At 70.8% G+C, this 20,510-nt stretch carries 20 protein-coding genes; 5 read left to right on the top strand and 15 right to left on the bottom strand.

Translation table 11 applies throughout. The features are described from left to right. Window positions 1–152 precede the first annotated feature (152 nt). The 5 genes from ACWD2L_RS08895 to ACWD2L_RS08875 all read right to left on the bottom strand — a co-directional run bounded on the left by ACWD2L_RS08895 (window position 153) and on the right by ACWD2L_RS08875 (window position 7,725). Window positions 153–2,855 carry a putative bifunctional diguanylate cyclase/phosphodiesterase gene (locus ACWD2L_RS08895; RefSeq protein ID WP_351335405.1) on the bottom strand — a complete coding sequence of 901 codons (2,703 nt, stop codon included), beginning with the start codon at window positions 2,853–2,855 and terminating at the stop codon, window positions 153–155. 228 nt (window positions 2,856–3,083) lie between these two features. Beyond that, on the bottom strand, window positions 3,084–5,315 hold the full coding sequence (gene ligA, locus ACWD2L_RS08890; protein WP_451188181.1) for an NAD-dependent DNA ligase LigA: 2,232 nt from the start codon (window positions 5,313–5,315) through the stop codon (window positions 3,084–3,086). Window positions 5,316–5,317: 2 nt separating this feature from the next. Then, window positions 5,318–6,346: a methionine synthase gene (locus tag ACWD2L_RS08885; RefSeq protein ID WP_351335403.1), complete on the bottom strand. Its 1,029-nt coding sequence runs from the start codon at window positions 6,344–6,346 to the stop codon at window positions 5,318–5,320. 127 nt (window positions 6,347–6,473) lie between these two features. Then, window positions 6,474–7,163 (bottom strand): SDR family oxidoreductase, encoded by a 690-nt coding sequence (locus tag ACWD2L_RS08880; RefSeq protein WP_351335400.1) that lies wholly within the window; start codon window positions 7,161–7,163, stop codon window positions 6,474–6,476. A 16-nt stretch (window positions 7,164–7,179) separates the two neighbouring features. Then, window positions 7,180–7,725 carry an LOG family protein gene (locus ACWD2L_RS08875; RefSeq protein WP_351335397.1) on the bottom strand — a complete coding sequence of 182 codons (546 nt, stop codon included), beginning with the start codon at window positions 7,723–7,725 and terminating at the stop codon, window positions 7,180–7,182. 64 nt (window positions 7,726–7,789) lie between these two features. Here ACWD2L_RS08875 and ACWD2L_RS08870 point away from each other — a divergent pair, with 64 nt between their 5' ends. Together ACWD2L_RS08870 and ACWD2L_RS08865 are read left to right on the top strand one after the other, a co-directional pair. After that, a complete protein-coding gene (locus ACWD2L_RS08870; protein WP_351335394.1) occupies window positions 7,790–8,119 on the top strand; it encodes a DUF427 domain-containing protein in 330 nt (109 codons plus the stop codon). 60 nt (window positions 8,120–8,179) lie between these two features. Beyond that, window positions 8,180–8,620, top strand: coding sequence for a hypothetical protein (locus ACWD2L_RS08865; protein WP_351335392.1), 441 nt, complete (start codon window positions 8,180–8,182; stop codon window positions 8,618–8,620). Window positions 8,621–8,629: 9 nt separating this feature from the next. Here the strand turns inward: ACWD2L_RS08865 and mnmA are convergent, their stop codons facing one another. Continuing rightward, window positions 8,630–9,781: a tRNA 2-thiouridine(34) synthase MnmA gene (gene mnmA / locus ACWD2L_RS08860; RefSeq protein WP_351335390.1), complete on the bottom strand. Its 1,152-nt coding sequence runs from the start codon at window positions 9,779–9,781 to the stop codon at window positions 8,630–8,632. A gap of 84 nt (window positions 9,782–9,865) precedes the next feature. Between mnmA and ACWD2L_RS08855 the strand changes: the two genes are divergently transcribed. Beyond that, window positions 9,866–10,561 (top strand): N-acetylmuramoyl-L-alanine amidase, encoded by a 696-nt coding sequence (locus tag ACWD2L_RS08855; protein WP_351335388.1) that lies wholly within the window; start codon window positions 9,866–9,868, stop codon window positions 10,559–10,561. Window positions 10,562–10,583: 22 nt separating this feature from the next. On the opposite strand, the gene ACWD2L_RS08850 is transcribed toward ACWD2L_RS08855, so the two are convergent. The 3 genes from ACWD2L_RS08850 to ACWD2L_RS08840 form a co-directional block, all read right to left on the bottom strand. After that, on the bottom strand, window positions 10,584–11,753 hold the full coding sequence (locus ACWD2L_RS08850; protein WP_351335385.1) for a cysteine desulfurase family protein: 1,170 nt from the start codon (window positions 11,751–11,753) through the stop codon (window positions 10,584–10,586). 88 nt (window positions 11,754–11,841) lie between these two features. Then, complete coding sequence (locus ACWD2L_RS08845; protein WP_351335382.1) at window positions 11,842–12,135, bottom strand: hypothetical protein; 294 nt, start codon at window positions 12,133–12,135, stop codon at window positions 11,842–11,844. Between the two features lie 35 nt (window positions 12,136–12,170). After that, window positions 12,171–12,332 carry a hypothetical protein gene (locus tag ACWD2L_RS08840; protein ID WP_351335379.1) on the bottom strand — a complete coding sequence of 54 codons (162 nt, stop codon included), beginning with the start codon at window positions 12,330–12,332 and terminating at the stop codon, window positions 12,171–12,173. Between the two features lie 101 nt (window positions 12,333–12,433). Between ACWD2L_RS08840 and ACWD2L_RS08835 the strand changes: the two genes are divergently transcribed. Together ACWD2L_RS08835 and ACWD2L_RS08830 are read left to right on the top strand one after the other, a co-directional pair. Further along, on the top strand, window positions 12,434–13,057 hold the full coding sequence (locus ACWD2L_RS08835) for a TetR family transcriptional regulator (protein ID WP_351335376.1): 624 nt from the start codon (window positions 12,434–12,436) through the stop codon (window positions 13,055–13,057). A gap of 18 nt (window positions 13,058–13,075) precedes the next feature. Then, window positions 13,076–13,930, top strand: coding sequence for an alpha/beta fold hydrolase (locus ACWD2L_RS08830; RefSeq protein WP_451188067.1), 855 nt, complete (start codon window positions 13,076–13,078; stop codon window positions 13,928–13,930). Between the two features lie 57 nt (window positions 13,931–13,987). Here ACWD2L_RS08830 and ACWD2L_RS08825 read toward each other — a convergent pair whose 3' ends face one another. The 6 genes from ACWD2L_RS08825 to ACWD2L_RS08800 all read right to left on the bottom strand — a co-directional run bounded on the left by ACWD2L_RS08825 (window position 13,988) and on the right by ACWD2L_RS08800 (window position 20,502). Continuing rightward, a complete protein-coding gene (locus tag ACWD2L_RS08825) occupies window positions 13,988–14,863 on the bottom strand; it encodes a thioesterase family protein (RefSeq protein WP_351335372.1) in 876 nt (291 codons plus the stop codon). Window positions 14,864–14,924: 61 nt separating this feature from the next. Beyond that, window positions 14,925–15,596, bottom strand: coding sequence for a trimeric intracellular cation channel family protein (locus ACWD2L_RS08820; RefSeq protein WP_351335370.1), 672 nt, complete (start codon window positions 15,594–15,596; stop codon window positions 14,925–14,927). Window positions 15,597–15,624: 28 nt separating this feature from the next. Then, a complete protein-coding gene (locus tag ACWD2L_RS08815) occupies window positions 15,625–17,022 on the bottom strand; it encodes a M1 family metallopeptidase (RefSeq protein WP_351335368.1) in 1,398 nt (465 codons plus the stop codon). A 227-nt stretch (window positions 17,023–17,249) separates the two neighbouring features. Next, window positions 17,250–18,377 carry an ABC transporter ATP-binding protein gene (locus ACWD2L_RS08810; RefSeq protein WP_351335365.1) on the bottom strand — a complete coding sequence of 376 codons (1,128 nt, stop codon included), beginning with the start codon at window positions 18,375–18,377 and terminating at the stop codon, window positions 17,250–17,252. 26 nt (window positions 18,378–18,403) lie between these two features. Next, window positions 18,404–19,504, bottom strand: coding sequence for an ABC transporter ATP-binding protein (locus ACWD2L_RS08805; protein ID WP_351335362.1), 1,101 nt, complete (start codon window positions 19,502–19,504; stop codon window positions 18,404–18,406). Next, window positions 19,501–20,502: an ABC transporter permease gene (locus ACWD2L_RS08800; RefSeq protein ID WP_351335360.1), complete on the bottom strand. Its 1,002-nt coding sequence runs from the start codon at window positions 20,500–20,502 to the stop codon at window positions 19,501–19,503. The genes ACWD2L_RS08805 and ACWD2L_RS08800 overlap by 4 nt, the downstream gene beginning before the upstream one ends. Between the last annotated feature and the right edge of the window lie 8 nt (window positions 20,503–20,510).

The raw sequence follows: 20,510 nt of genomic DNA, 5'->3' as shown, positions 1-20,510 counted from the left end.
GCGCCCCTTAAAAACGGTGGTGCCGGCCACGGGTGGGCATCTTGGGGGCGCGGGGAACTGCGCAACCCCAGCCACGGGTGGCCCGCACCGCCGACGGCGTGAACCCCGCCCGCCCGGGGCGCACCCTGCACCGCCGACGGCGCACCGCACCGTCAGGCGAGAGGGCCGCCCCGGTCGTCCGACTGGGCCGCGGGGAGGGCCGCCGGTGGGCGCCAGCCGCGGTCGCCGCGGGCGCGGAGCCAGGCCGTCGTCTCGTCGGGCGGCATCGCGGCGGCGACCAGCCAGCCCTGCACCGCGTCGCAGCCCAGGTCCCGCAGCCGCTCCCACGTCTCGTCGTCCTCGACGCCCTCGGCGACGACCAGCAGGCCGAGCGAGTGCGCCAGGTCGACGGTGCAGCGGACGATCTCCGCGTCCTCGGTGTCCACCGCGAGCCGGGCCACGAAGGACCGGTCGATCTTCAGCTCGCTGACCGGGAGCCGCCGCAGGTGCACGAGGGACGAGTACCCGGTGCCGAAGTCGTCGAGCGACATCTTCACGCCGTGCCCGGTGAGCCCCGCCAGGGTGTCGGCCGCCCGCTGCGGGTCCTCCAGGAGTACGTGCTCCGTGATCTCCAGCTGCAAGGATCCGGCCGGGACCCCGTGCCGAGCGAGCCGCGCGGCGACCGCTCCCGCGAAGCCGGGCGTGTGCACGTCACGCGGCGACACATTCACCGCGACCGGCACGTACAACCCCTGCGCACGCCAGCGCGCGACCTGTCCGAGCGCCGTCTCCAGGACGTACTCGGTCAGATGCGGCATGAGCCCGGACGACTCGGCGATGGCGATGAACTCGTCCGGCGGCACCTTTCCGCGCTCCGGGTGCACCCACCGTACGAGCGCCTCCAGGCCCGCGACGTGCCCGTCGAACCGGACCTTCGGCTGGTAGTGCAGCTCCACCTCGCCCGCGTCGAGCGCGCGCCGCAGGTCGCCCAACAGGCCGAGCCGGTCGGGCGTGTTGGAGTCCCGCTTCGACTCGTAGACCTCGACGCCCGTGCGGTCCCGCTTGGCCTGGTACATCGCGACGTCGGCCCGGCGCAGCAGCCCCTCCGCGTCCAGCGCGTGGTCGGGGAAGACGGCGAGTCCCGCGCTCGCCTCCAGTACGAGCGTCAGCCCGTCCAGGTCGAGGGGCGAGCCGAGGGTCGCCACGAGGTTGCGGGCCACCCGCGTCGCGGACGTCGTGGAGTCGGCGACGGGCAGCAGCACCGCGAACTCGTCGCCGCCGAGCCGCGCGACCTCCGCACCGCGCGGCAGCGCCCCTCTCAGCCGATCCGCGATCTGCAACAGGAGCCGGTCACCGGCGAGATGGCCGAGCGTGTCGTTCACCGAGCGGAACCGGTCGAGGTCGATCAGCATCAGCGCGCTGCGCACCCCGATCCGCTCGGCGTCGTCGAGCGCGGTCCAGGTGCGCTCGAGCAGCCACTGCCGGTTCGGCAGCCCGGTGAGATGGTCACGCAGCTGCTCCTCGGCGCGGGCCCGCGCGATCCACAGCGTGGAGTCGAGCGCGATCAACGGGATCGCGAACAGCGGCAGCAGCACCGGCAGGGCGACGGCGACGACGCAGATCAACGGCGCGATCCCGAGCAGCGCGACGGCGATCAGACCGTGCCGCACGAGCGCGGTACGGGCGACGGTCGGCATCCCCGAGTTCGGCGGCGCATGCACGTACCAGAGCAGGGTGCGGGTGATCAGCAGATACGCGAGGGCCGCGAGGACCACCTCGGGCACAGTGGAGAAGCTCCAGCTCTCCGGCCTCCACGGCGTCTCGACGGACGGTGCGCGGCCGAACGCGGCGAGGACGAGGGCGCCCGCGCCGATGCCGAGGATGTCGATCGCCCCGTGCAACAGGCCCTGGCGCCAGCAGTGTCTGCGGGCGATGCCGACGAGGACGACGACGGTGAGGCTGACCATGCCCGCGGGCACCCAGCCGTACAGGAGCAGCACGGCGAGGGTGAGGGCGGCGCCGGATCCGGCGCCGCCCCACCAGCGGTCGCGGCCGAGCGCGACGAGGTGGCCGACGATGACCCCGGTCAGGATCGCCAGACACCAGCCGACCGTGCCGGACGGGAAGAGCGCGTGCCCCTGCCGGATCGACCAGGTGAACCCGCCGCCGAGCACCACGGCGGCGAGCGCCACCACCATGCCGGGCAGCAGCGGTAGGAGTGCGGCCCGCGAGGTCTCCCCCTGGCCCGCGAGCTGATTGCGCGCGGGGGTCGCCGCCCCGACCCAGCCTCCCGCGGGGACGGTCCCGGGCATCGGGCCCGGGGCCCGCCCGGGCAGGCCCCGGCCGTCGCGCGTACGGTCACCGGTCGAGGCGTTGGCGCCGCCCTGTGGCCGCGCGCCGGACGTGCGGTCGTTGGGCTCCCCGCCACCTGTCGCCGGGCTGCCGGATATGCGCACGTCGGGCGCGCCTCCGGCGTTCCGGATGCGGGCCGGCAGGCTGCGCAGGGGCTGCTCGTCGGTGCCTCCGGGTCGCATTGGAGCGGGCGCCTGCGGGCCGGGCGCGGTGTGGGCGTCGCTCGAACTGCCGCTGCCCGCGGGGCGATCCTCCGCCCCGCGCTTCAACAGCCCTTTGCGGTCGGCCGCTTCGGGCCCGGGGACGTCAGGGGCCGAGGCCCCGCCCATCCCGTCGATACCGAATCCCGCCGCACGCCACCATGTGCGCCAGTTCACCAGACCACCGCGCTCGCTCTCCCCGTGACCGCTCGCACTGCCGTCGGTCCCGTCGCCGCCGCCGTCGGGGCGCGGCGGCGTACCGCGCCGCGCACGTCGACGTGGGCGCAGGCGTGAGTCCGGGGCGGCGCTCTCGGTCGGTTCCATTCCCGTCCCTCTCACTGCCGGCGGTGCCTGCGTCCGCTGCCCGCTCTCCTCGCTCCAGTGAGCGAGGATTCGCCCCATCCGCAGCAGGACTCGGCAGGCGCACACCTCAACAGTAGGCCGCAGAAGGCTTCCACGGGCACTAGACGGACGCGCCCGGGCACGGTTGCCCGAATAGGCCCTGGCTTTCCCGCTGCGTCTGGTATGCGCCGATCGAGTGACCTGCGACCGCTACTCGGCGGCCTCCTGCTCCGCGGGAAGGGCCACGTCGGCGGCGGCCTCAGGCCCTTGTTCCAGGAGGACGACGAAGCCTTCCTCGTCCAGCACCGGAACCTTGACCTGCATGGCCTTGTCGTACTTGGAACCGGGGTTGTCCCCCACGACCACGAAGGACGTCTTCTTGGAAACGGAACCCGTGACCTTGGCACCTCTGGTCTGCAGGGCCTCTTTCGCGCCATCCCGCGTGAAGTCCTGCAGCGTCCCGGTGACCACCACGGTGAGCCCTTCGAGAGGCCGCGGCCCCTCGTCCTCACCGGCCCCCTCCTCCTCCATCCGCACACCGGCCTCACGCCACTTCCGCAGAATCTCCCGATGCCAGTCCTCGGCGAACCACTGCTTCACGGAGGTGGCGATGATCCCGCCCACGCCGTCCGTGGCGGCGAGCTCCTCCTCGGTGGCCTGGTCGATGCGGTCGATGGAGCGGAACTCGCGCGCGAGCGCCTCTGCGGCGACCGGGCCCACGTGACGGATCGACAGGCCGTTGATGACCCGGGCCAGCGGGCGGCTCTTCGCCGCCTCGATGTGCTCCAGCATCGAGACCGCGTTCTTGCGCGGCTCTCCCGCCTTCGTGGCGAAGATGTCCGCGATCTTCTCCTCGCCCGTCTTCGGATCGCGCTTGGGCAGTCCGCTGTCCTGGTCGAGGACGTACGCCTTGATGGGCAGGAGCTGGTCCATCGTGAGACCGAACAGGTCGCCCTCGTCCGTGAGCGGCGGCTGCGCGGGCTCGAGCGGTCCGGTGAGCGCGGCGGCGGCGACGTATCCGAAGTTCTCGATGTCCAGGCTCTGCCGGCCGCCCAGGTAGAAGAGGCGCTCGCGCAATTGGGCAGGGCACGTGCGGGCGTTGGGGCACCGGAGGTCGATGTCGCCCTCCTTCATGGCCCGCAGCGGGGTGCCGCACTCGGGGCACTCGGCGGGCATCACGAACTCGTACTCGCTGCCGTCCCGCAGGTCGGCGACCGGGCCGAGGATCTCGGGGATGACGTCACCGGCCTTGCGGATGACGACGGTGTCCCCGATGAACACGCCCTTCTTCTTGACGATCTCCTGGTTGTGCAGTGTCGCGAACTCGACCTCGGAGCCCGCCACGGTGACCGGCTCCACCTGCGCGTACGGCGTCACGCGGCCCGTGCGGCCCACGCCCACGCGGATGTTGATCAGTTTGGTGTTGACCTCTTCGGGCGGGAACTTCCAGGCGATGGCCCAGCGCGGGGCGCGCGCCGTGGAGCCGAGGCGGCCCTGCAGGCGGATCTCGTCGAGCTTGATGACCGCGCCGTCGATCTCGTGATCCACGGAGTGGCGGTTCTCCCCGTAGTACGCGATGAACTTCCGTACGCCTTCGAGGTCTTCGACCACCTTGCTGTACTTGGTGGTCGGCAGGCCCCATTCGCGCAGCAGGTCGTAGGCGCCCGAGAGGCGGTCGATGTCGAAGCCCTCGCGGGCGCCGATGCCGTGCACCACCATGTGCAGCGGGCGCGTGGCCGTGACGCGCGGGTCCTTCTGGCGCAGCGAACCCGCCGCCGCGTTACGGGGGTTGGCGAAGGGCTTGTCGCCGGCCTCGACGAGCCTGGCGTTCAGCTCCTCGAACTTGTCCATGGGGAAGAAGACCTCGCCGCGGATCTCGACGAGCGGCGGGATGTTGTCGCCCTTCAGGCGGTTCGGGATCTCCGTGATCGTGCGGACGTTGGACGTGATGTCCTCGCCAACGCGGCCGTCCCCGCGGGTGGCCGCGCGCGTGAGCCGCCCGTCCTCGTACGTCAGGTTCACTGCGAGGCCGTCGATCTTCAGCTCGCACAGGAAGTGGTAGCCGGGCGCGCCCACGTCCTTGGCGACGCGGTCGGCCCAGGCCGCCAACTCCTCGTCGTCGAAGGCGTTGTCGAGCGAGAGCATGCGCTCGCGGTGCTCTACGGACGTGAATTCCGTCTCGTACTGGCCCGCGACCTTCTGGGTCGGCGAGTCCGGCGTGCGCAGTTCGGTGTACTTCTCCTCCAGCGCCTCCAGGGAGCGCAGAAGCTTGTCGAACTCGGCGTCGGAGACGACCGGGGCATCGTTCACGTAGTACCGGAAGCGGTGCTCCTCGATCTGCTCCGCCAGCTGGGCGTGCTCGTCCCTCGCCTTGGCGGGCACCGTGCCCTCGCTCTGCAGTTCGTCAGCCACCGTCTCGTCCTCCCGTTCGCCTACGTCCACGGTCACTCAGGGTTGTCCGCGAGTGATCTCGCCGCCCGGACGCAGTGCGCGAGTGCCGCCCGGGCGTATGCGGGCGACGCACCCGCGAGTCCGCACGACGGCGTGAGCACCACCGAGTCCGCGAGAGAACCCGGATTCAGCCCCAGCCTGCGCCACAGCGTCCTGACACCCATGACGCTACCGGCAGGGTCTGACAATGGGCCGTCCACGCCCGGCACGACACCGGCGACGAGTCGCAGGCCGGCCTCGACGGACTCGCCGATCACCTCGTCGTCACGCTCGGTGAGCAGCGAGAAGTCGAAGGAGACCGCGTCCACGCCGGCCCGGCGCAGGAGGGCGAACGGCACGTCGGGGGCGCAGGAGTGCACGAGGCGCGCCCCGTCCCCGAGCACGGCGAAGACGTCCCGCAGCGTGCTCTCGACGAGCTGGCGGTCGACGGCGCGGTGCGTGCGGTACTCGCTGGCGGTCCTGACCTGGCCGCGCAGCACGGAGATGAGGGAGGGCTCGTCGAGCTGCAGCGCCAACCGGGCGCCGGGCACCCGGCGGCGGACCTCGGCGAGGTGCTCCCGCAGCCCCTCGGCCAGGGACGCGGCGAGGTCGCGGCACGCGCCGAGGTCGGAGAGCGCGGCCTGCCCGTTCCTCAACTCCAGTGCGGCGGCGAGGGTCCACGGCCCGACCGCCTGAACCTTCAGCGGCCCCTCGTACCCCTGCGTGAATTCCTCGAGCGCGTCGAGGTCCTCGCCGAGCCAGGACCTCGCGCGCTTGGTGTCCCGGCCCGGCCGGTCGCCGATCCGCCAGCCGCTCGGCTCCACGCGTGCGTAGAGGTCGACCAGCATCCCGGCCGTACGGCCGATCATGTCGGCGCCCGGTCCGCGCGCGGGCAGCTCGGCGAGGAACGGCATCCCCTGCTCCGGGCCCTCGAAACTGCCGGTCACGGTCTTGGCGGCCTCACGGGCATCGCCACCGGGCATCGAACCGACGCCCGTGGCCGGCCCCCACTTGAAGTCGCTCTGTTCACTGACGTTTTCCACGCGATGACGATCCCGGTCGCTCTGGCCGACATGCTTGTCGGCTGGGGGTCCGGGGGTCGCCCCCCGGGAGAATGCAGCGCTCACCCCGGAAGGGTACGTAACGACCGTGGCCGGCAGTGCGGCGACGTCAGCGGCCGGGGCGCACCGTCAGGTCGTTGACCTCGGCGTCACGCGGCAGGTCGATCGCCATGAGGATCGTCGTGGCGATCGACTCGGGGTCGATCCAGCGCTCCGGGTCGTACTCCTTGCCCTCCTGCTGGTGCACCTTGGCCTGCATGGCGCTCGCGGTGCGGCCCGGGTAGACGGAGGTGACGCGCACGCCGTTGCCGTGCTCCTCCTCGCGCAGCGCGTCCGCGAGGCCCTTCAGGCCGTGCTTGGAGGCGCCGTACGCGGACCAGCCCGCGTGGGCGTTGAGGCCGGAGCCCGAGTTCACGAAGACCACGTGGCCCTGGGCGACGCGGAGTTGGGGCAGGAAGTGGCGGGTCAGCTCGGCCGGGGCGACGAGATTGACGTTGAGCTGGTTGCGCCACGACTTCGGGGTGAGCTCCCCGACCTTGCCCAGGTCGACGACGCCGGCGATGTGCAGCAGCGAGTCGACCCGGTCGGGCAGCGTCTGGTGCGAGAAGGCCCAGGACAGCTTGTCCGGGTCCGCGAGGTCGCCGACGAGCGTGCTCGCGCCGGGGAACTCGGCGGCGAGCTCCTTGGCGCGGCCCGCGTCGCGCGCGTGGAGGTAGATTTCGTCGCCGCGCTCGTGGAGTCGGCGGGCGACGGCGGCGCCGATTCCGGAACCGGCGCCGGTGATCACATGTGTAGCCATGCCCGCCATGCTCGCACTACTCGACGCCCTGCGACTCCTCCAGGTAGGCCATCGCCCCGACCGGCTCCTCGGCGAAGAACACGAGGTCAGTGAGGGGGATCGGGAGGAAACCCTCGTCCTCCATGCGCCGGAACTGCTCCTTCAGGCCGTCGTAGAAGCCCGCGGAGTTGAGCAGCACGATCGGCTTGTCGGTCCTGCCGTGCTTCTTCAGCTCGAGGATCTCGGTGGCCTCGTCGAGCGTGCCGGTGCCACCCACCATGACCACGACGGCGTCGGACTTCTCCAGGAGCAGCGCCTTGCGCTCCGCGAGGTCCCCCGCGATCACCATCTGGTCGGGCTCGGCGACGACGCGCGCCTTCGCCGCGAGGAAGTCCACGGACACGCCGGTGAGCCGCCCGCCGGCCTGCGCCACTCCGTCGGCGACGACCTTCATGAGCCCGCTCTCCGAACCGCCCCACACCAGCGTGTGCCCGCCCTTGCCGAGCAGCTCGGCGAATTCACGGGCAGGTCGCGTGTAGCGCTCGTCGAGGTCGGCGGCGGAGAGGAAGACGCAGATGTTCATGCCATCTACCGTACGGTCCGGTGCCGCCGGGAAGAACTCGCCCACTGTGAGCGCTGACACACGTATGACTCAAGGACACACGATCACCGTCGAGCAGGGCTCGCAGCGCGTGCGGGTCGTCCACGAAGGGCAGGTGCTCGCCGAGAGCGCACGCCCGCTCGTCCTGAAGGAGACCGGCTGTCCGGTGCGGTACTACCTGCCGCCACAGGACGTACGGACCGATCTGCTTACGCCCTCGAACACGACTACGCACTGCCCCTTCAAGGGCGACGCCTCCTACTGGTCGCTGCCCGACGCGCGGGACCTGGTCTGGGCGTATCCGGAGCCAAAGGCCGAGGTGGCCGCCATCAAGGACCACCTGTGCTTCTACGAGACGCAGGTCGACGCCGCGTAGCCACGCGCGCGTGGTCGAATGAGGAGGAGGTACACGGCGTAAGGCGGAGGGTGAGGCGACATGACTCACGGAGACGGGCAGCAGGACGTTCCGGCGGGAGGGTTCGGCGGTCCCCCGCCGCCGTTCGCGCCCGCACCGCCGCCGCACCCGCCCGCGGCCCCGCCGCCGCCCGCCCATCCGCCGCAGTTCGCGCCCACGCCACCCGCTCCCCCGGCGGGGCCCGCCGGGCCGGATTTCGTGGCTGCCGACCAGCACAACGGCGTGGTCGTGGACGTGGACGGGCTGCACTTCGAGCAGGGGCCGCACGCCATCGACCTGCCGTGGACGCACGTACAGACGGCGAACTTCCAGCCGATGCCGTCCGGGGTGTTCGTCACGGCGGCGATGGTGGACGGCGCCGTCTACACGTGCGCGGTGCAGGCCCGGAAGAAGGCGCAGGCGTCCGAGTGGTGCGGTCAGCTGAGCGCCGTACTGCAGTACTACATGCAGGCCCGGGGCTGAAGCCCCGGCTCAGACCCCGGCAGTGACCCGCTCCGTAGTGGCGATCGTCGCCGAGCCCACCACGCGCGTGCCGTCGTACAGCACGATCGCCTGGCCGGGGGCGACGCCGCGGACGGCCTCCGTGAAGCGGACCTGGAGTTCGCCGCCCGACAGCTCCGCCGAGACCTCGGTCTCGCCGCCGTGGGCGCGGAGTTGGGCCGTGTACGTGCCGGGTCCTGTCGGGGCGGCGCCGCACCAGCGGGGCTTGAGGGCCGTGAGCGCGGTGACGTCGAGGGCCTCCACCGGGCCCACCGTCACCGTGTTGTCCACCGGGGAGATGTCCAGGACGTAGCGCGGCTTGCCGTCGGGGGCGGGCCTGCCGATGCGCAGGCCCTTGCGCTGGCCGATGGTGTAGCCGAAGGCGCCCTCGTGGGTGCCGAGCTTGTCGCCCGACTCGTCGACGATGTCGCCTTCCGCCTTGCCGAGCCGGTCCGCGAGGAAGCCCTGGGTGTCGCCGTCGGCGATGAAGCAGATGTCGTGGGAGTCGGGCTTCTTGGCGACCGCGAGGTCGCGGCGCTCCGCCTCGGCGCGGATCTCTTCCTTGGTCGTCTCCGTGTCGCCGAGCGGGAACATCGCGTGGGCGAGCTGGCGGTCGTCCAGGACTCCGAGCACGTACGACTGGTCCTTGGCCATGTCGGCGGCGCGGTGCAGCTCGCGGTCGCCGTTGTCGTTGACGATCACCTGCGCGTAGTGGCCCGTGCAGACCGCGTCGAAGCCGAGGGCGAGGGCCTTGTCGAGGAGCGCGGCGAACTTGATCTTCTCGTTGCAGCGCAGGCACGGGTTCGGCGTGCGGCCGGCCTCGTACTCCGCGATGAAGTCCTCCACCACGTCCTCACGGAAGCGGTCGGCGAGGTCCCAGACGTAGAACGGGATGCCGATGACGTCGGCCGCGCGGCGCGCGTCACGGGAGTCCTCGATGGTGCAGCAGCCGCGGGCTCCCGTTCGGAACGATTGGGGGTTCGCCGAGAGCGCGAGATGCACGCCTGTCACGTCGTGGCCCGCCTCTGCGGCGCGGGCCGCTGCGACGGCGGAATCCACGCCGCCGGACATGGCGGCGAGGACACGGAGGGGTCGGGCCGCCTGCTCGGGGCCCGCGGAGCGCTGCGGAGTCTGCGAAGTCATAGCACTAACAGGGTAAGGGCCCGCGGGAACCGAATCGCTCGGATATGCGTTGTGGATCTCGTACGGCACTGACGGGGGCGACTTATGGGGAAGCAGGGAGCCGGGTCCGGGAAGGGCCGCGGCGGGGACCGTGATCGTGGTGTCAGCCGGCGGACCTTGCTCATCGGCGGGGCCGCGTCGGCCGTGGGCGTCGGGCTGCTGGCGCGCGGCGATCTCGCCCGCATGTGGTGGCAGATGCCGGGCGTCGACAAGCCGCGCGAGGCCGGCGTGGTGGACTTCAAGGGCGCGGAGTGGGTGGCAGCGGCGTCGGCGAACTGGCGGCGTGCGGACCGCCCCTCCGACTACTCCGTCGACCGGGTCATCATTCACGTCACCCAGGGCAGCTACCAGGGCACGCTGAAGGTCTTCAAGGATCCGTGGCACGGGGCGGCAGCCCACTATGTCGTCCGGCAGGACGGGCACATCGCGCAGATGATCCGGGAGTTGGACGTCGCGTTCCACGCCGGGAACAAGGACTACAACGAGCGCAGTGTCGGCATCGAGCACGAGGGCTTCGTGGACCGGCCCGAGGACTTCACGGACGAGATGTACGAAGCATCCGCCCGGCTCACCGCCCGGATTTGCAGGCGCTACGACATACCGGTCGACCGGAAGCACATCATCGGGCACGTCGAGGTGCCGGGCACGGACCACACCGATCCGGGGCCGCACTGGGACTGGGACCGGTACATACCCCTGGTGAAGGCGGCGTACAAGCGGGCCGGGTCCGCCAAGGCGTAGCCCCTTCCGGACGCGACAGGCCCTACGTGAGTCCCGCCGACCTCGCCCGCTCCACCACGGGGCCGATCGCCTTCGCCACCGCTTCCACGTCGGCCTTCGTCGTGGTGTGGCCGAGGGAGAAGCGGAGCGTGCCGCGTGCCAGGTCCGGGTCCGTGCCGGTGGCGAGCAGGACGTGGCTGGGCTGGGCCACGCCCGCGGTGCAGGCCGAGCCCGTGGAGCACTCGATGCCCTGCGCGTCCAGGAGAAGCAGCAGCGAGTCGCCCTCGCAGCCGGGGAAGGTGAAGTGGGCGTTGGCGGGCAGTCGGCCGCCGGGCTCCGGGTCGCCGCCGAGGATCGCCTCGGGAGCGGCCGACCGGACCGCCGCGACCAGGGCGTCCCGGAGCGCGCCGATCTCGCGGGCGAACCACTCGCGCTGCTCGGTCGCGATCCGGCCTGCCGTGGCGAAGGCCGCGATCGCGGGGACGTCGAGGGTGCCGGAGCGGACGTGCCGCTCCTGCCCGCCGCCGTGCAGCACGGGGACGGGGGTGTACTCGCGGCCGAGGAGGAGGGCGCCGATGCCGTAGGGACCGCCGACCTTGTGGCCCGACACGGTCATCGCGGCGAGGCCGGAGGCGGCGAAGTCGACCGGGATCTGCCCGTAGGCCTGCACCGCGTCGGCGTGCAGCGGGATGTCGAACTCCCCTGCCACGTCGGCCAGTTCACGCACCGGCTGGATCGTGCCGATCTCGTTGTTGGCCCACATGACCGTGGCGAGCGCGAGGTCGTCGGGGTTGCGCGCGATCGCTTCCCGCAGCGCGTCCGGGTGCACCCGCCCGTACGCGTCGACCGGCAGGTACTCCACGGTCGCGCCCTCATGCTCGGCGAGCCAGTGCACCGCGTCGAGCACGGCATGGTGCTCGACGGGGCTGGCGAGGACGCGGGTGCGGGCCGGATCGGCCGCGCGGCGCGCCCAGTACAGGCCCTTGACGGCGAGGTTGTCGGCCTCGGTGCCGCCGGCGGTGAACACGACCTCGCTGGGCCGGGCGCCGAGCGACTCGGCGAGGGTCTCGCGGGACTCCTCGACGGTGCGGCGGGCGCGGCGCCCCGCGGCGTGCAGGGACGAGGCGTTGCCGGTGACGGCGAGCTGGGCGGTCATCACCTCGACCGCCTCCGGGAGCATCGGAGTGGTCGCGGCGTGGTCGAGGTATGCCATGGTGGGCTCGATTCTACGAGCCCCCGCACGGACCCCCGTACGAGCTCCCGCGCAAGCCCCCAAGCGCGCCCCCGTGCGCGCCCGACGGTCAGCCCGTGATGCTCCAGGACATCGTGCCGTCGGCGGCGATCAGGGCGCCGAGCACGACGAGGTCGGCGACGCCGAGACCGAGGCCGAGAAAGGCGCGGCCGCGCCGCTCGGTGCCGCGCCACAGGGCGACGGACGCGAGGACGATCGAGACGGGGCCGAGGAAGACGTTCATGACGAGCAGTCCGACCAGGCCGAGGACGAACGAGGCGACGGCCATGCCGTCGGCGTCACGCCGTCGGGTGGGACGGGCCTGGGGCCGGGACGTCGTCCGCGGTTCTGCGGTGAGTTGCATGGTGATACCCCCTGAGAACGTGAACTGCTGACGGTTCAGTGCTGGTGCCGGCGGCGCGCGTGGCGCTCGCGGGCCGCGAAGACGGCCAGCCAGACGCCGATGACGGCGGCCGCGACGAGCGTGATGGACAGCGGGGCGTGGGCCACGGTGCCGAGCGCGAAGCCCAGCAGCAGGAGGGCCGCTACGAGGAACAGCATGGAGGCCTCTCGAAAAGTTGGATTACAACTGTTCACTGACTGCCCAGTCTAACTCGCGGCGCGACTTCCTCATTACAGAGAACAGTTGTTAACTGGATGACATGAGTCACACCCCGGGCACCCGACAGGCGCAGAAACAGAAGACCCGACAGGCACTCCTGGACGCTGCGTTGGGGCTGCTGGAGGACCAGAGCCTCAGCAGCCTCGGCCTGCGCGAGGTGACGCGCGCCGTAGGCGTGACCCCGACCGCGTTCTACCGGCACTTCGACAGCACGGCCGACCTCGGGGTGGCCCTGGTCGAGGAGGCGCTCGACAGTCTGCACACGGTGATCCGCGACGCGTTGACGGCGACGTGGAACAGCGACGAACGCATCACGCGCACCATCGAGCTGATCACCCGTCACGTGCACGCGTACCCCGCACACGTCCGCTTCATCGCGCGCGAGCGGCACGGTGGCGTACAGCCGGTGCGGGAGGCGATCGGCGAGCAGCTCGCGCAGTTCGCGGACGAGGTGCGGGAGGCGCTCCGCCACGACCCCGACGCGGCGGGGTGGAGCCAGGAGGACCTGAAGATGCTGGCGAATCTGTACGTCGACCACATGCTGGCGACGGCATCGCTGCTGCTCGCGACGGACCCCGAGGAGTTCGAGCGGGTCGCGGACCGGGCCGAGCGACAGCTGCGCCTGGTGAGCGTCGGCCGAAAGCACTGGCTCGACATGTCATGAGCTACTAGCGTTACGGTCATGACAGCAGCCGAATGGAACCTCGACCGAAGCTTCTCGAGCTCGTCCGGTGAGATCCGCTGGGCGGCACTCGGGCCGAAGGACGCGCCGCCCGTTGTCCTCGTCCACGGCACGCCGTTCTCGTCGTACGTGTGGCGGGCGCCGGCCGGTGCGCTCGCGCGTCAACACCGCGTCTACGTATGGGACCTGCCCGGCTACGGCGTCTCGGAGACGGGTCCGGGTCAGGACCTCTCGCTCGACGCCCAGGCCCGCATCCTGACCGAGCTGCTCGACCACTGGGGCCTCGGCGACGGGCAACCCGCGGTGATCGGCCACGACTTCGGCGGCTGCATCGCGCTGCGCGCACACCTGGTGCACGGCGCCGCGTACGCGCGCCTCGCCCTGGTCGACCCGGTGGCGATCCGGCCGTGGGGCTCCCCCACGTACCGGCTGCTCGGTGACCACTCCGACGTGTTCCGGCAGCTGCCGCCCGATCTCCACGAGGCGCTCGTGCACCGCTACATCGCCTCCGGCAGCCACCACGGGCTGCACCCGGACACGCACGCGCGCGTGGTCGCGCCCTGGCTGACCGAGGCCGGGAAGGACTCCTTCTACCGGCAGATCGCGCAGAACGCTCCGCACGACGGCACGGACGACATCCAGGGCCGGTACGGGGAGTTGGACCTGCCCGTGCTCGTCTGCTGGGGTGCCGAGGACACCTGGATCCCGGTCGCGCGGGGGTACGAGCTGGTGGAGCTGATCCGCGGCGCGGAGCTGTGCGTGATCGCGGGCGCGGGGCATCTGGTCCAGGAGGATGCGCCCGCCGAACTCGCCGCCGTGCTCGGGGAGTTCCTGCGTGAGGCCCCCGCGGGGTGAAGACTCGGGGCTCCGCCCCGGACCCCGCGCCTCAATCGCCGGCGGGGCTTGATGGGGTCAGTCGAGGCGTACGCGGGCGAGTTGGCGGGATTGGGCCACCAGGCGGTCCTGCGTGTCCCAGATTTCGGCGTCCTCCTCCAGGAAGCCGCCGGCCAGGTTGCGCGTCGCGATCGACACCCGGACGGGGCCCGGAGCCGGGCGGCAGCGTACGTGGACGGTCAGCTCGACCGTCGGTACCCAGCCCTTGAGGCCCATCTCGAAGGCGGTCGGCGGCAGCGCGTCCACCGCGAGCAGCAGCGACAGCGGGTCCATGTCGCGGCCGTCGGCGAGGCCGAACCAGGCACGCATCTCGCCCTTGCCGGACGGCGCGCCGAGCGCCCAGCCCAGCGTGGCCGGGTCGAGCTTCAGGTCCAGCCGGTCGGAGATCGCGGAGCTGCCGGGCACGGGCGGCGCGCCCTCGGGTGCGTCGCCCGCACCGAAGCACTGTTCGGCAGGCGGCATGACGGGCGGCTCGGCGCTCGTGCGCACGTCGTCGGGGAGCGAGCTCAAGTCGCCGTAGCCGGCGATGACCCGGATCCGCTCGACCTCGCTGCCGTCCTCCGCGTACTGGAACAGGGAGGCCTGGCCGGTGGAGAGGGTGCGACCGGAGCGGGCCACATCGGTCCTGATCACGGCGGGGCCCGGCGCCGACGCGGTCAGGTAGTGCGCCGACACCGTGAACGGGTCGTCGTGCGGCAAGGCGTCCGCGAGAGCGCGGCCGAGCACGGCGAGGAGGTAGCCGCCGTTGAGGGCGTTGATGATCGTCCAGCCCGCGGAGAGGTCGATGTCGTAGACACCGGGTTCGCCCGCGCGCCGGGTGACGGCGGTGTCGCGGTCGAACTCGCTGTCGCCGATGACGGCCGGGCGACTCTGCGTGGATACTGCGTCTGCCATACACGGAAACGTACAACAGGAAATTACTAAGCGGTAGCTTGCACCAATCATCAACCCTTGACTACGGAGTCTCCTCGGTCACTTCCACCCCGGCGGACCTGCGGTTCCACGCGCGCGGCGCCCGCCAGTGGTAGCGCATCGCGAGCAGTCGCAGAACGAACGCGGTGAGGGCCGCGAGGGTGCTGGTGATGGGGCCCAGGGCGTCGAGGTGGATGCACAGGGCGACGATCCCGGCGCCGACCATGGCGGGCACCGCGTACAGGTCGCGGTCCCAGCGCACGAGGGACGGCACCTCGTTGGCGATGATGTCGCGCAGCACACCGCCGCCGACCGCGGTGGCGAGGCCGAGCGCCGCGGACGCGGTGAGCCCGAGCCCGTGGTCGTACGCCTTCGTCGTGCCCGTGACGCAGAACAGGCCGAGGCCCGCCGCGTCGAAGACGTTCACCGCCGTCTGGGTGCGCTCGACCTCCGGGTGCAGGAAGAAGACGAGCGCGGCGGCGATCAGCGGCGTGACGAAATAGCCGAGGTCGACGAACGCGGCCGGTGGCACGGCGCCGATGACCAGGTCGCGGAACACGCCTCCGCCCAGCGCGGTGACCTCGGCGAGCGCGGCGATCCCGAAGACGTCCCAGTTCTTACGGACGGCCATCAGGGCACCGGAGATCGCGAAGACGAAGATCCCGATGAGGTCGAGCCAATGCTGGACGGAGGGCGTGAACAGTTCCTCAAGCACCCGACATTCTTACCTGTCGGGGGCGCTGCTACAGACTCGGCTTGCCCGTGGTGAACAGCCAGGTGTCGAAGAGGTTGTCGAGCTGCTTGCCGGAGACCCTTTCGGCGAGGGCGATGAAGTCGGACGTCCGGGCGTTGCCGTACCGGTTCGCCTGCGTCCACTTCGGCAGCAGCTTGAAGAACGCCTTGTCGCCGATGCGCTCGCGCAGCATCTGGAGCGTCATCGCGCCGCGTTGGTAGACGGCGGAGGCGAACATCGTGTCGCGCTGCGGGTCGCCGACCTTCACCTGCCAGAAGGTGGAGTCCGCCGGGCGGGAGTTGTAGCCCGCGAGGAAGGAGTCGTGGGCCGAGGCGCCGCCCTTGTGCTCGGTCCACAGCCACTGGGCGTACGTGGCGAAGCCCTCGTTGAGCCAGATGTCCTTCCACTGATCGACGGAGACCGAGTCGCCGAACCATTGGTGGGCCAGCTCGTGCACGATCGTCGACTCGGAGCGGACGGCGGAGTAGCTGGGCTTGGACTGGGTCTCCAGCGAGAATCCGGCCTGCGGCATGTCGTCGACGACCGCGCCCGTCTCCTCGAAGGGGTACGGGCCGAAGACCCGCGACCAGTAATCGGTGGCCTCGGCGGTCACCGCGTACACGTCGACGTTGTTGCTGTTGGCGAGGACCGGGTCGATGGCTACGTAGATGGGGGTTCCGGCGGGCGTCTTACCGCTCTTCACGTCGAACTTGCCGATGCTGGCGGTCGCGAGATACGTCGCCATGGGCTTCGACTCGCGCCAGTGATGGACGGTCTGCTTGCCCTTGTCGGTGTCGTACGTGTCGACAAGGCGGCCGTTGGAGACACCGGTCAGACCCTTCGGGGCCTTGATACGGATGTCGTACGTGGCCTTGTCCGACGGGTGGTCGCTGGACGGGAACCAGGTGGAGGCGGCGTTCGGCTCGCACGCGACGAAGACGCCGTCCGCCGTCTTCATCCAGCCGTAGTCGGAGCCGAAGACGATGGGGCCGCTGAGGGGCTCGGGCACGCCGCCGTAGGTGACGGTCGTGGTGAAGGTCTTGCCCTTGTGGAGCGAGGCACGCGGTGTGACGCGCAGTTCGTCGCCGCTGCGGGTGAACTCGGCGCGTCTGCCGTTCACTTCGACCTTGGTGACGGTCAGCTTCTGCAGGTCGAGGTCGAAGGCGGAGAGGTTCTGGGTGGCGCGCGCGGTGAGGGTCGTACGGCCGTCGAGGCGGTCGGTGTCGGGGTTGTACGCGACGTCGAGGGCGTAGTGGCGGGCGTCGAAGCCGCCGTTGCCGAGCTGGGGGAAGTACGGGTCGCCGATGCCGTCGGAGCCGGGGGTGGGGGCGGGGCCGGCGGCTATCAGGCAGAAGGAGGCGGCGGCTACGGTGAGCGCGGCCAGGCGTGCCGAACGGGAGAGGGCCATGGGCGTCCCTTCGAGCGGGTTCCGGTGTAACGGACAGCGGAACTCTGCCGCTCGGCGGTCGGCGTGTACATGACCCCATCGGGCCATTTGCGCGGGAACGGGTTGCGCCCGGCACGCGGCACCGGTCCTACGCCACGGGGCTCCGCCCCGGACCCCGCGCCTCAATCGCCGGCGGGGCTGGAAATACCAATCGCCGCAGCGGGGTGCGGGGCGGAGCCCCGGTCTTTTCAGTCCTTGGGGGGTGTGGGTTCCGGGACCGTGATCACGTCGATCGCCTCCTTCGCCACCTGGAGGAGCGTGGAGTCCTCCGGCGCCTGGTCCGCCGCGTTCTCCGGGTGGTGGCACGCCACCTGGTGGGCCGTGGCGAGCGGGATGAGCGGGGGCTCGGTCGTCTTGCAGAGCTCCGTCGCCTTCCAGCACCGCGTATGGAACCGGCACCCGGTGGGCGGATCGATCGGTGACGGGACGTCGCCGCGCAGCAGGATGCGTTCCGACTTCACGCCGCGCCGCTTGGGGTCCGGCACCGGCACCGCCGAGAGCAGCGCCTTCGTGTACGGGTGCATCGGCTTCGAGTAGAGGTCGTCGCGGTCCGCCAACTCGACGATCTTGCCGAGGTACATGACCGCGATCCGGTCCGAGACGTGCCGGATGACCGAGAGGTCGTGCGCGATGATCACGTACGTGAGGCCGAGCTCGTCCTGGAGGTCGTCAAGGAGGTTCACGACCTGAGCCTGGATGGAGACGTCAAGCGCCGACACCGGCTCGTCCGCCACCACCAGCTTCGGATTGAGCGCCAACGCCCGCGCGATGCCGATGCGTTGACGCTGCCCGCCGGAGAACTCGTGCGGATAGCGGTTGTAGTGCTCGGGGTTGAGGCCGACCTTCTCCAGGAGTTCCTGGACGGTCTTGCGCACGCCGCCCTCGGGCTTGACCCCCTGGATCCGGAACGGAGCGCCGACGATCGCGCCGATGTTGTGGCGCGGGTTCAGCGACGAGTACGGGTCCTGGAAGATCATCTGGACGTCGCGGCGCAGCGGCCGCATCCCGCCGGTGCCCAGGTGCGTGATGTCCTGGCCCTCGAACTCGACGCGTCCGGCCGTGGGTTCAAGGAGCCGCGTGATCAGCCGGCCCATGGTCGACTTGCCGCAGCCGGACTCGCCCACCACGCCGAGCGTCTCACCGGCGCGGACGTCGAAGGAGAGCCCGTCGACCGCCTGCACCGCGGCGACCTGCCGCTTGAGCAGGCCCTTGCGGATGGGGAAGTGCTTGACCAGTCCTTCGACCTTGAGCAGCGGCTCACCGGCCGCCGGGTCCGGAGAGGTCGTCGCCTGCTGGGGGATCGTAGAGGGCGTCATCTCGGTGTCAGGTCCTTTGGCGTCCGTCACAGCTTCGGCGCAATCTCTTCGGTCCAGATCCGCTCGCGTTCCTCGCCCGACATGTGGCAGGCGGAGAAGTGTCCGGAGCCGACTTCCCGCAGTTCGGGGCGCTCGGTGCGCGTGATGTTGTCCTTGGGCACGTCCGCGTACGGGCAGCGCGGGTTGAAGGCGCAGCCGCTCGGCAGGTTGATGAGGCTGGGCGGGGAGCCCTTGACCGGGGTGAGCCGCTCCCCCTGGTCCCGGTCGATGCGCGGCATCGAGCCCAGCAGGCCCCAGGTGTACGGATGTTGGGGCGTGCTGAAGACCTGCTCGGCGGTCCCCCGCTCCACGCAGCGGCCGCCGTACATGACGAGCAGCTCGTCCGCCATCTCCGCGACGACACCGAGGTCGTGCGTGATCATGATGACGGCCGAGCCGAACTCCTTCTGCAGATCGCGGATCAGGTCGAGGATCTGCGCCTGCACCGTCACGTCGAGCGCGGTGGTCGGCTCGTCGGCGATGAGGAGTTCGGGGTTGTTGACCAGCGCCATCGCGATCATCGCGCGCTGGCGCATGCCGCCCGAGAACTCGTGCGGATAGGAGTCGACCCGCTTGTCGGGCTGCGGGATGCCGACGCGGTCGAGCATCTCGACGGCCCGCTTGCGCGCGACCTTCTTGTCCACGTTGTGGTGGACCCGGTAGGCCTCCACGATCTGCTTGCCGATCGTGTAGTACGGGTGCAGCGCCGACAGCGGATCCTGGAAGATCATCGCCATCTCGCGGCCGCGCAGCCGGCGCACCTTGTCCTTCGGGGAGGACAGCAGTTCCTCCCCGTCCAGCCAGATCTCGCCGGATACCTGCGCCCGGCGCTTGGAGTACTGGCCGACCGTGTGCAGGCCCATGATGCCCAGCGAGGTCACGGACTTACCGGAGCCGGACTCGCCCACGATGCCGAGGGTCCGGCCCTTCTCCAACGAGAAGTTCAGGCCGTCGACGGACTTCACCAGGCCGTCGTCGGTGGGGAAGTGCACCTTGAGGTCACGGACCTCGAGGAAGGCGGTCGGGGGCCGGGAGTCGGCCGCGAAGGGCTCGCCCACGACGGTCCCTGTGTTGCTCTGCTCGCTCATCCCAGCCTCACTCGGGGGTCGATCACGGCGTACATCATGTCGACGACGAGGTTCGCGATGGCGATGGCCAGCGACATGACCAGGGTGACCCCCAGGATCACCGGGAGGTCTTTGGCCTCGACGGCGTTGACGGCTTCGAATCCGACGCCCTTCAGGCCGAAGGTCGACTCCGTCAGGATGGCGCCGCCCATCAGGACGCCCAGGTCGAGACCGAAGACGGTGAGGATCGGCGTCATCGTGGAGCGCAGGGCGTGCCGGGTGATGACGGCCCGTTCGCCGAGGCCCTTGGAGCGGGCGGTGCGGATGTAGTCCTCGCCCATGACCTCGAGCATGGTGGCCCGGGTGAGGCGGGCGTACATCGCCGCCTGCAGGAAGGCCAGGGCGATCCAGGGCAGGATCAGCGTCTCGATCCAGGTCCCGATGGACTGGTCGCTGGACAGGCTGTCGCTGATCTTGATGAGCCCCAGGCTGTGGACGAAGATGCCCATCATCACCATGCCGGTGAAGAAGATCGGCATGGAGACGCCGGAGAGCGCGGCGATCATCGCGCTGCGGTCCCAGACGGTGCCCCGCTTCAGCGCGGAGACGACACCCACGGCCACGCCGCCGACCAGCCACAGGACGCACGCGCCCGCGGCGAGCGCCACGGTCACCGGCAGGGCGCCGGTGATGGTGTTCCAGACCGGCTCCTCCGTGCGGAAGGAGTAGCCGAGGCACGGCGCTGGACAGTGGGTCACACTGCCGCCGGAGACGTAGTCCCGGCCCATCGGGATCGCCCTGACGAAGTCCCAGAACTGCACCAGCAGCGGGTCGTTGAGCCCGAGCTTGACGCGGATGCCCGCAAGCTGCTCCGGCGATGTGGCCTTGCCCGCGAAGAGCGTGGCGACGTCCTGCCCGGACCACTTCGGCAGCAGGAAGAAGATGGCGAACGTCGTCAGCAGGACGATCAGCACCATCACAATGACGGCGCTCAGGCGCCGGATGAGGTAAGCAAGCACTGTGCGCG

The organism is Streptomyces sp. NPDC002754 (assembly GCF_053592315.1).
Note: the sequence above shows the minus strand (reverse complement) of the source record. Positions and strands in the feature narration are given on the sequence as shown.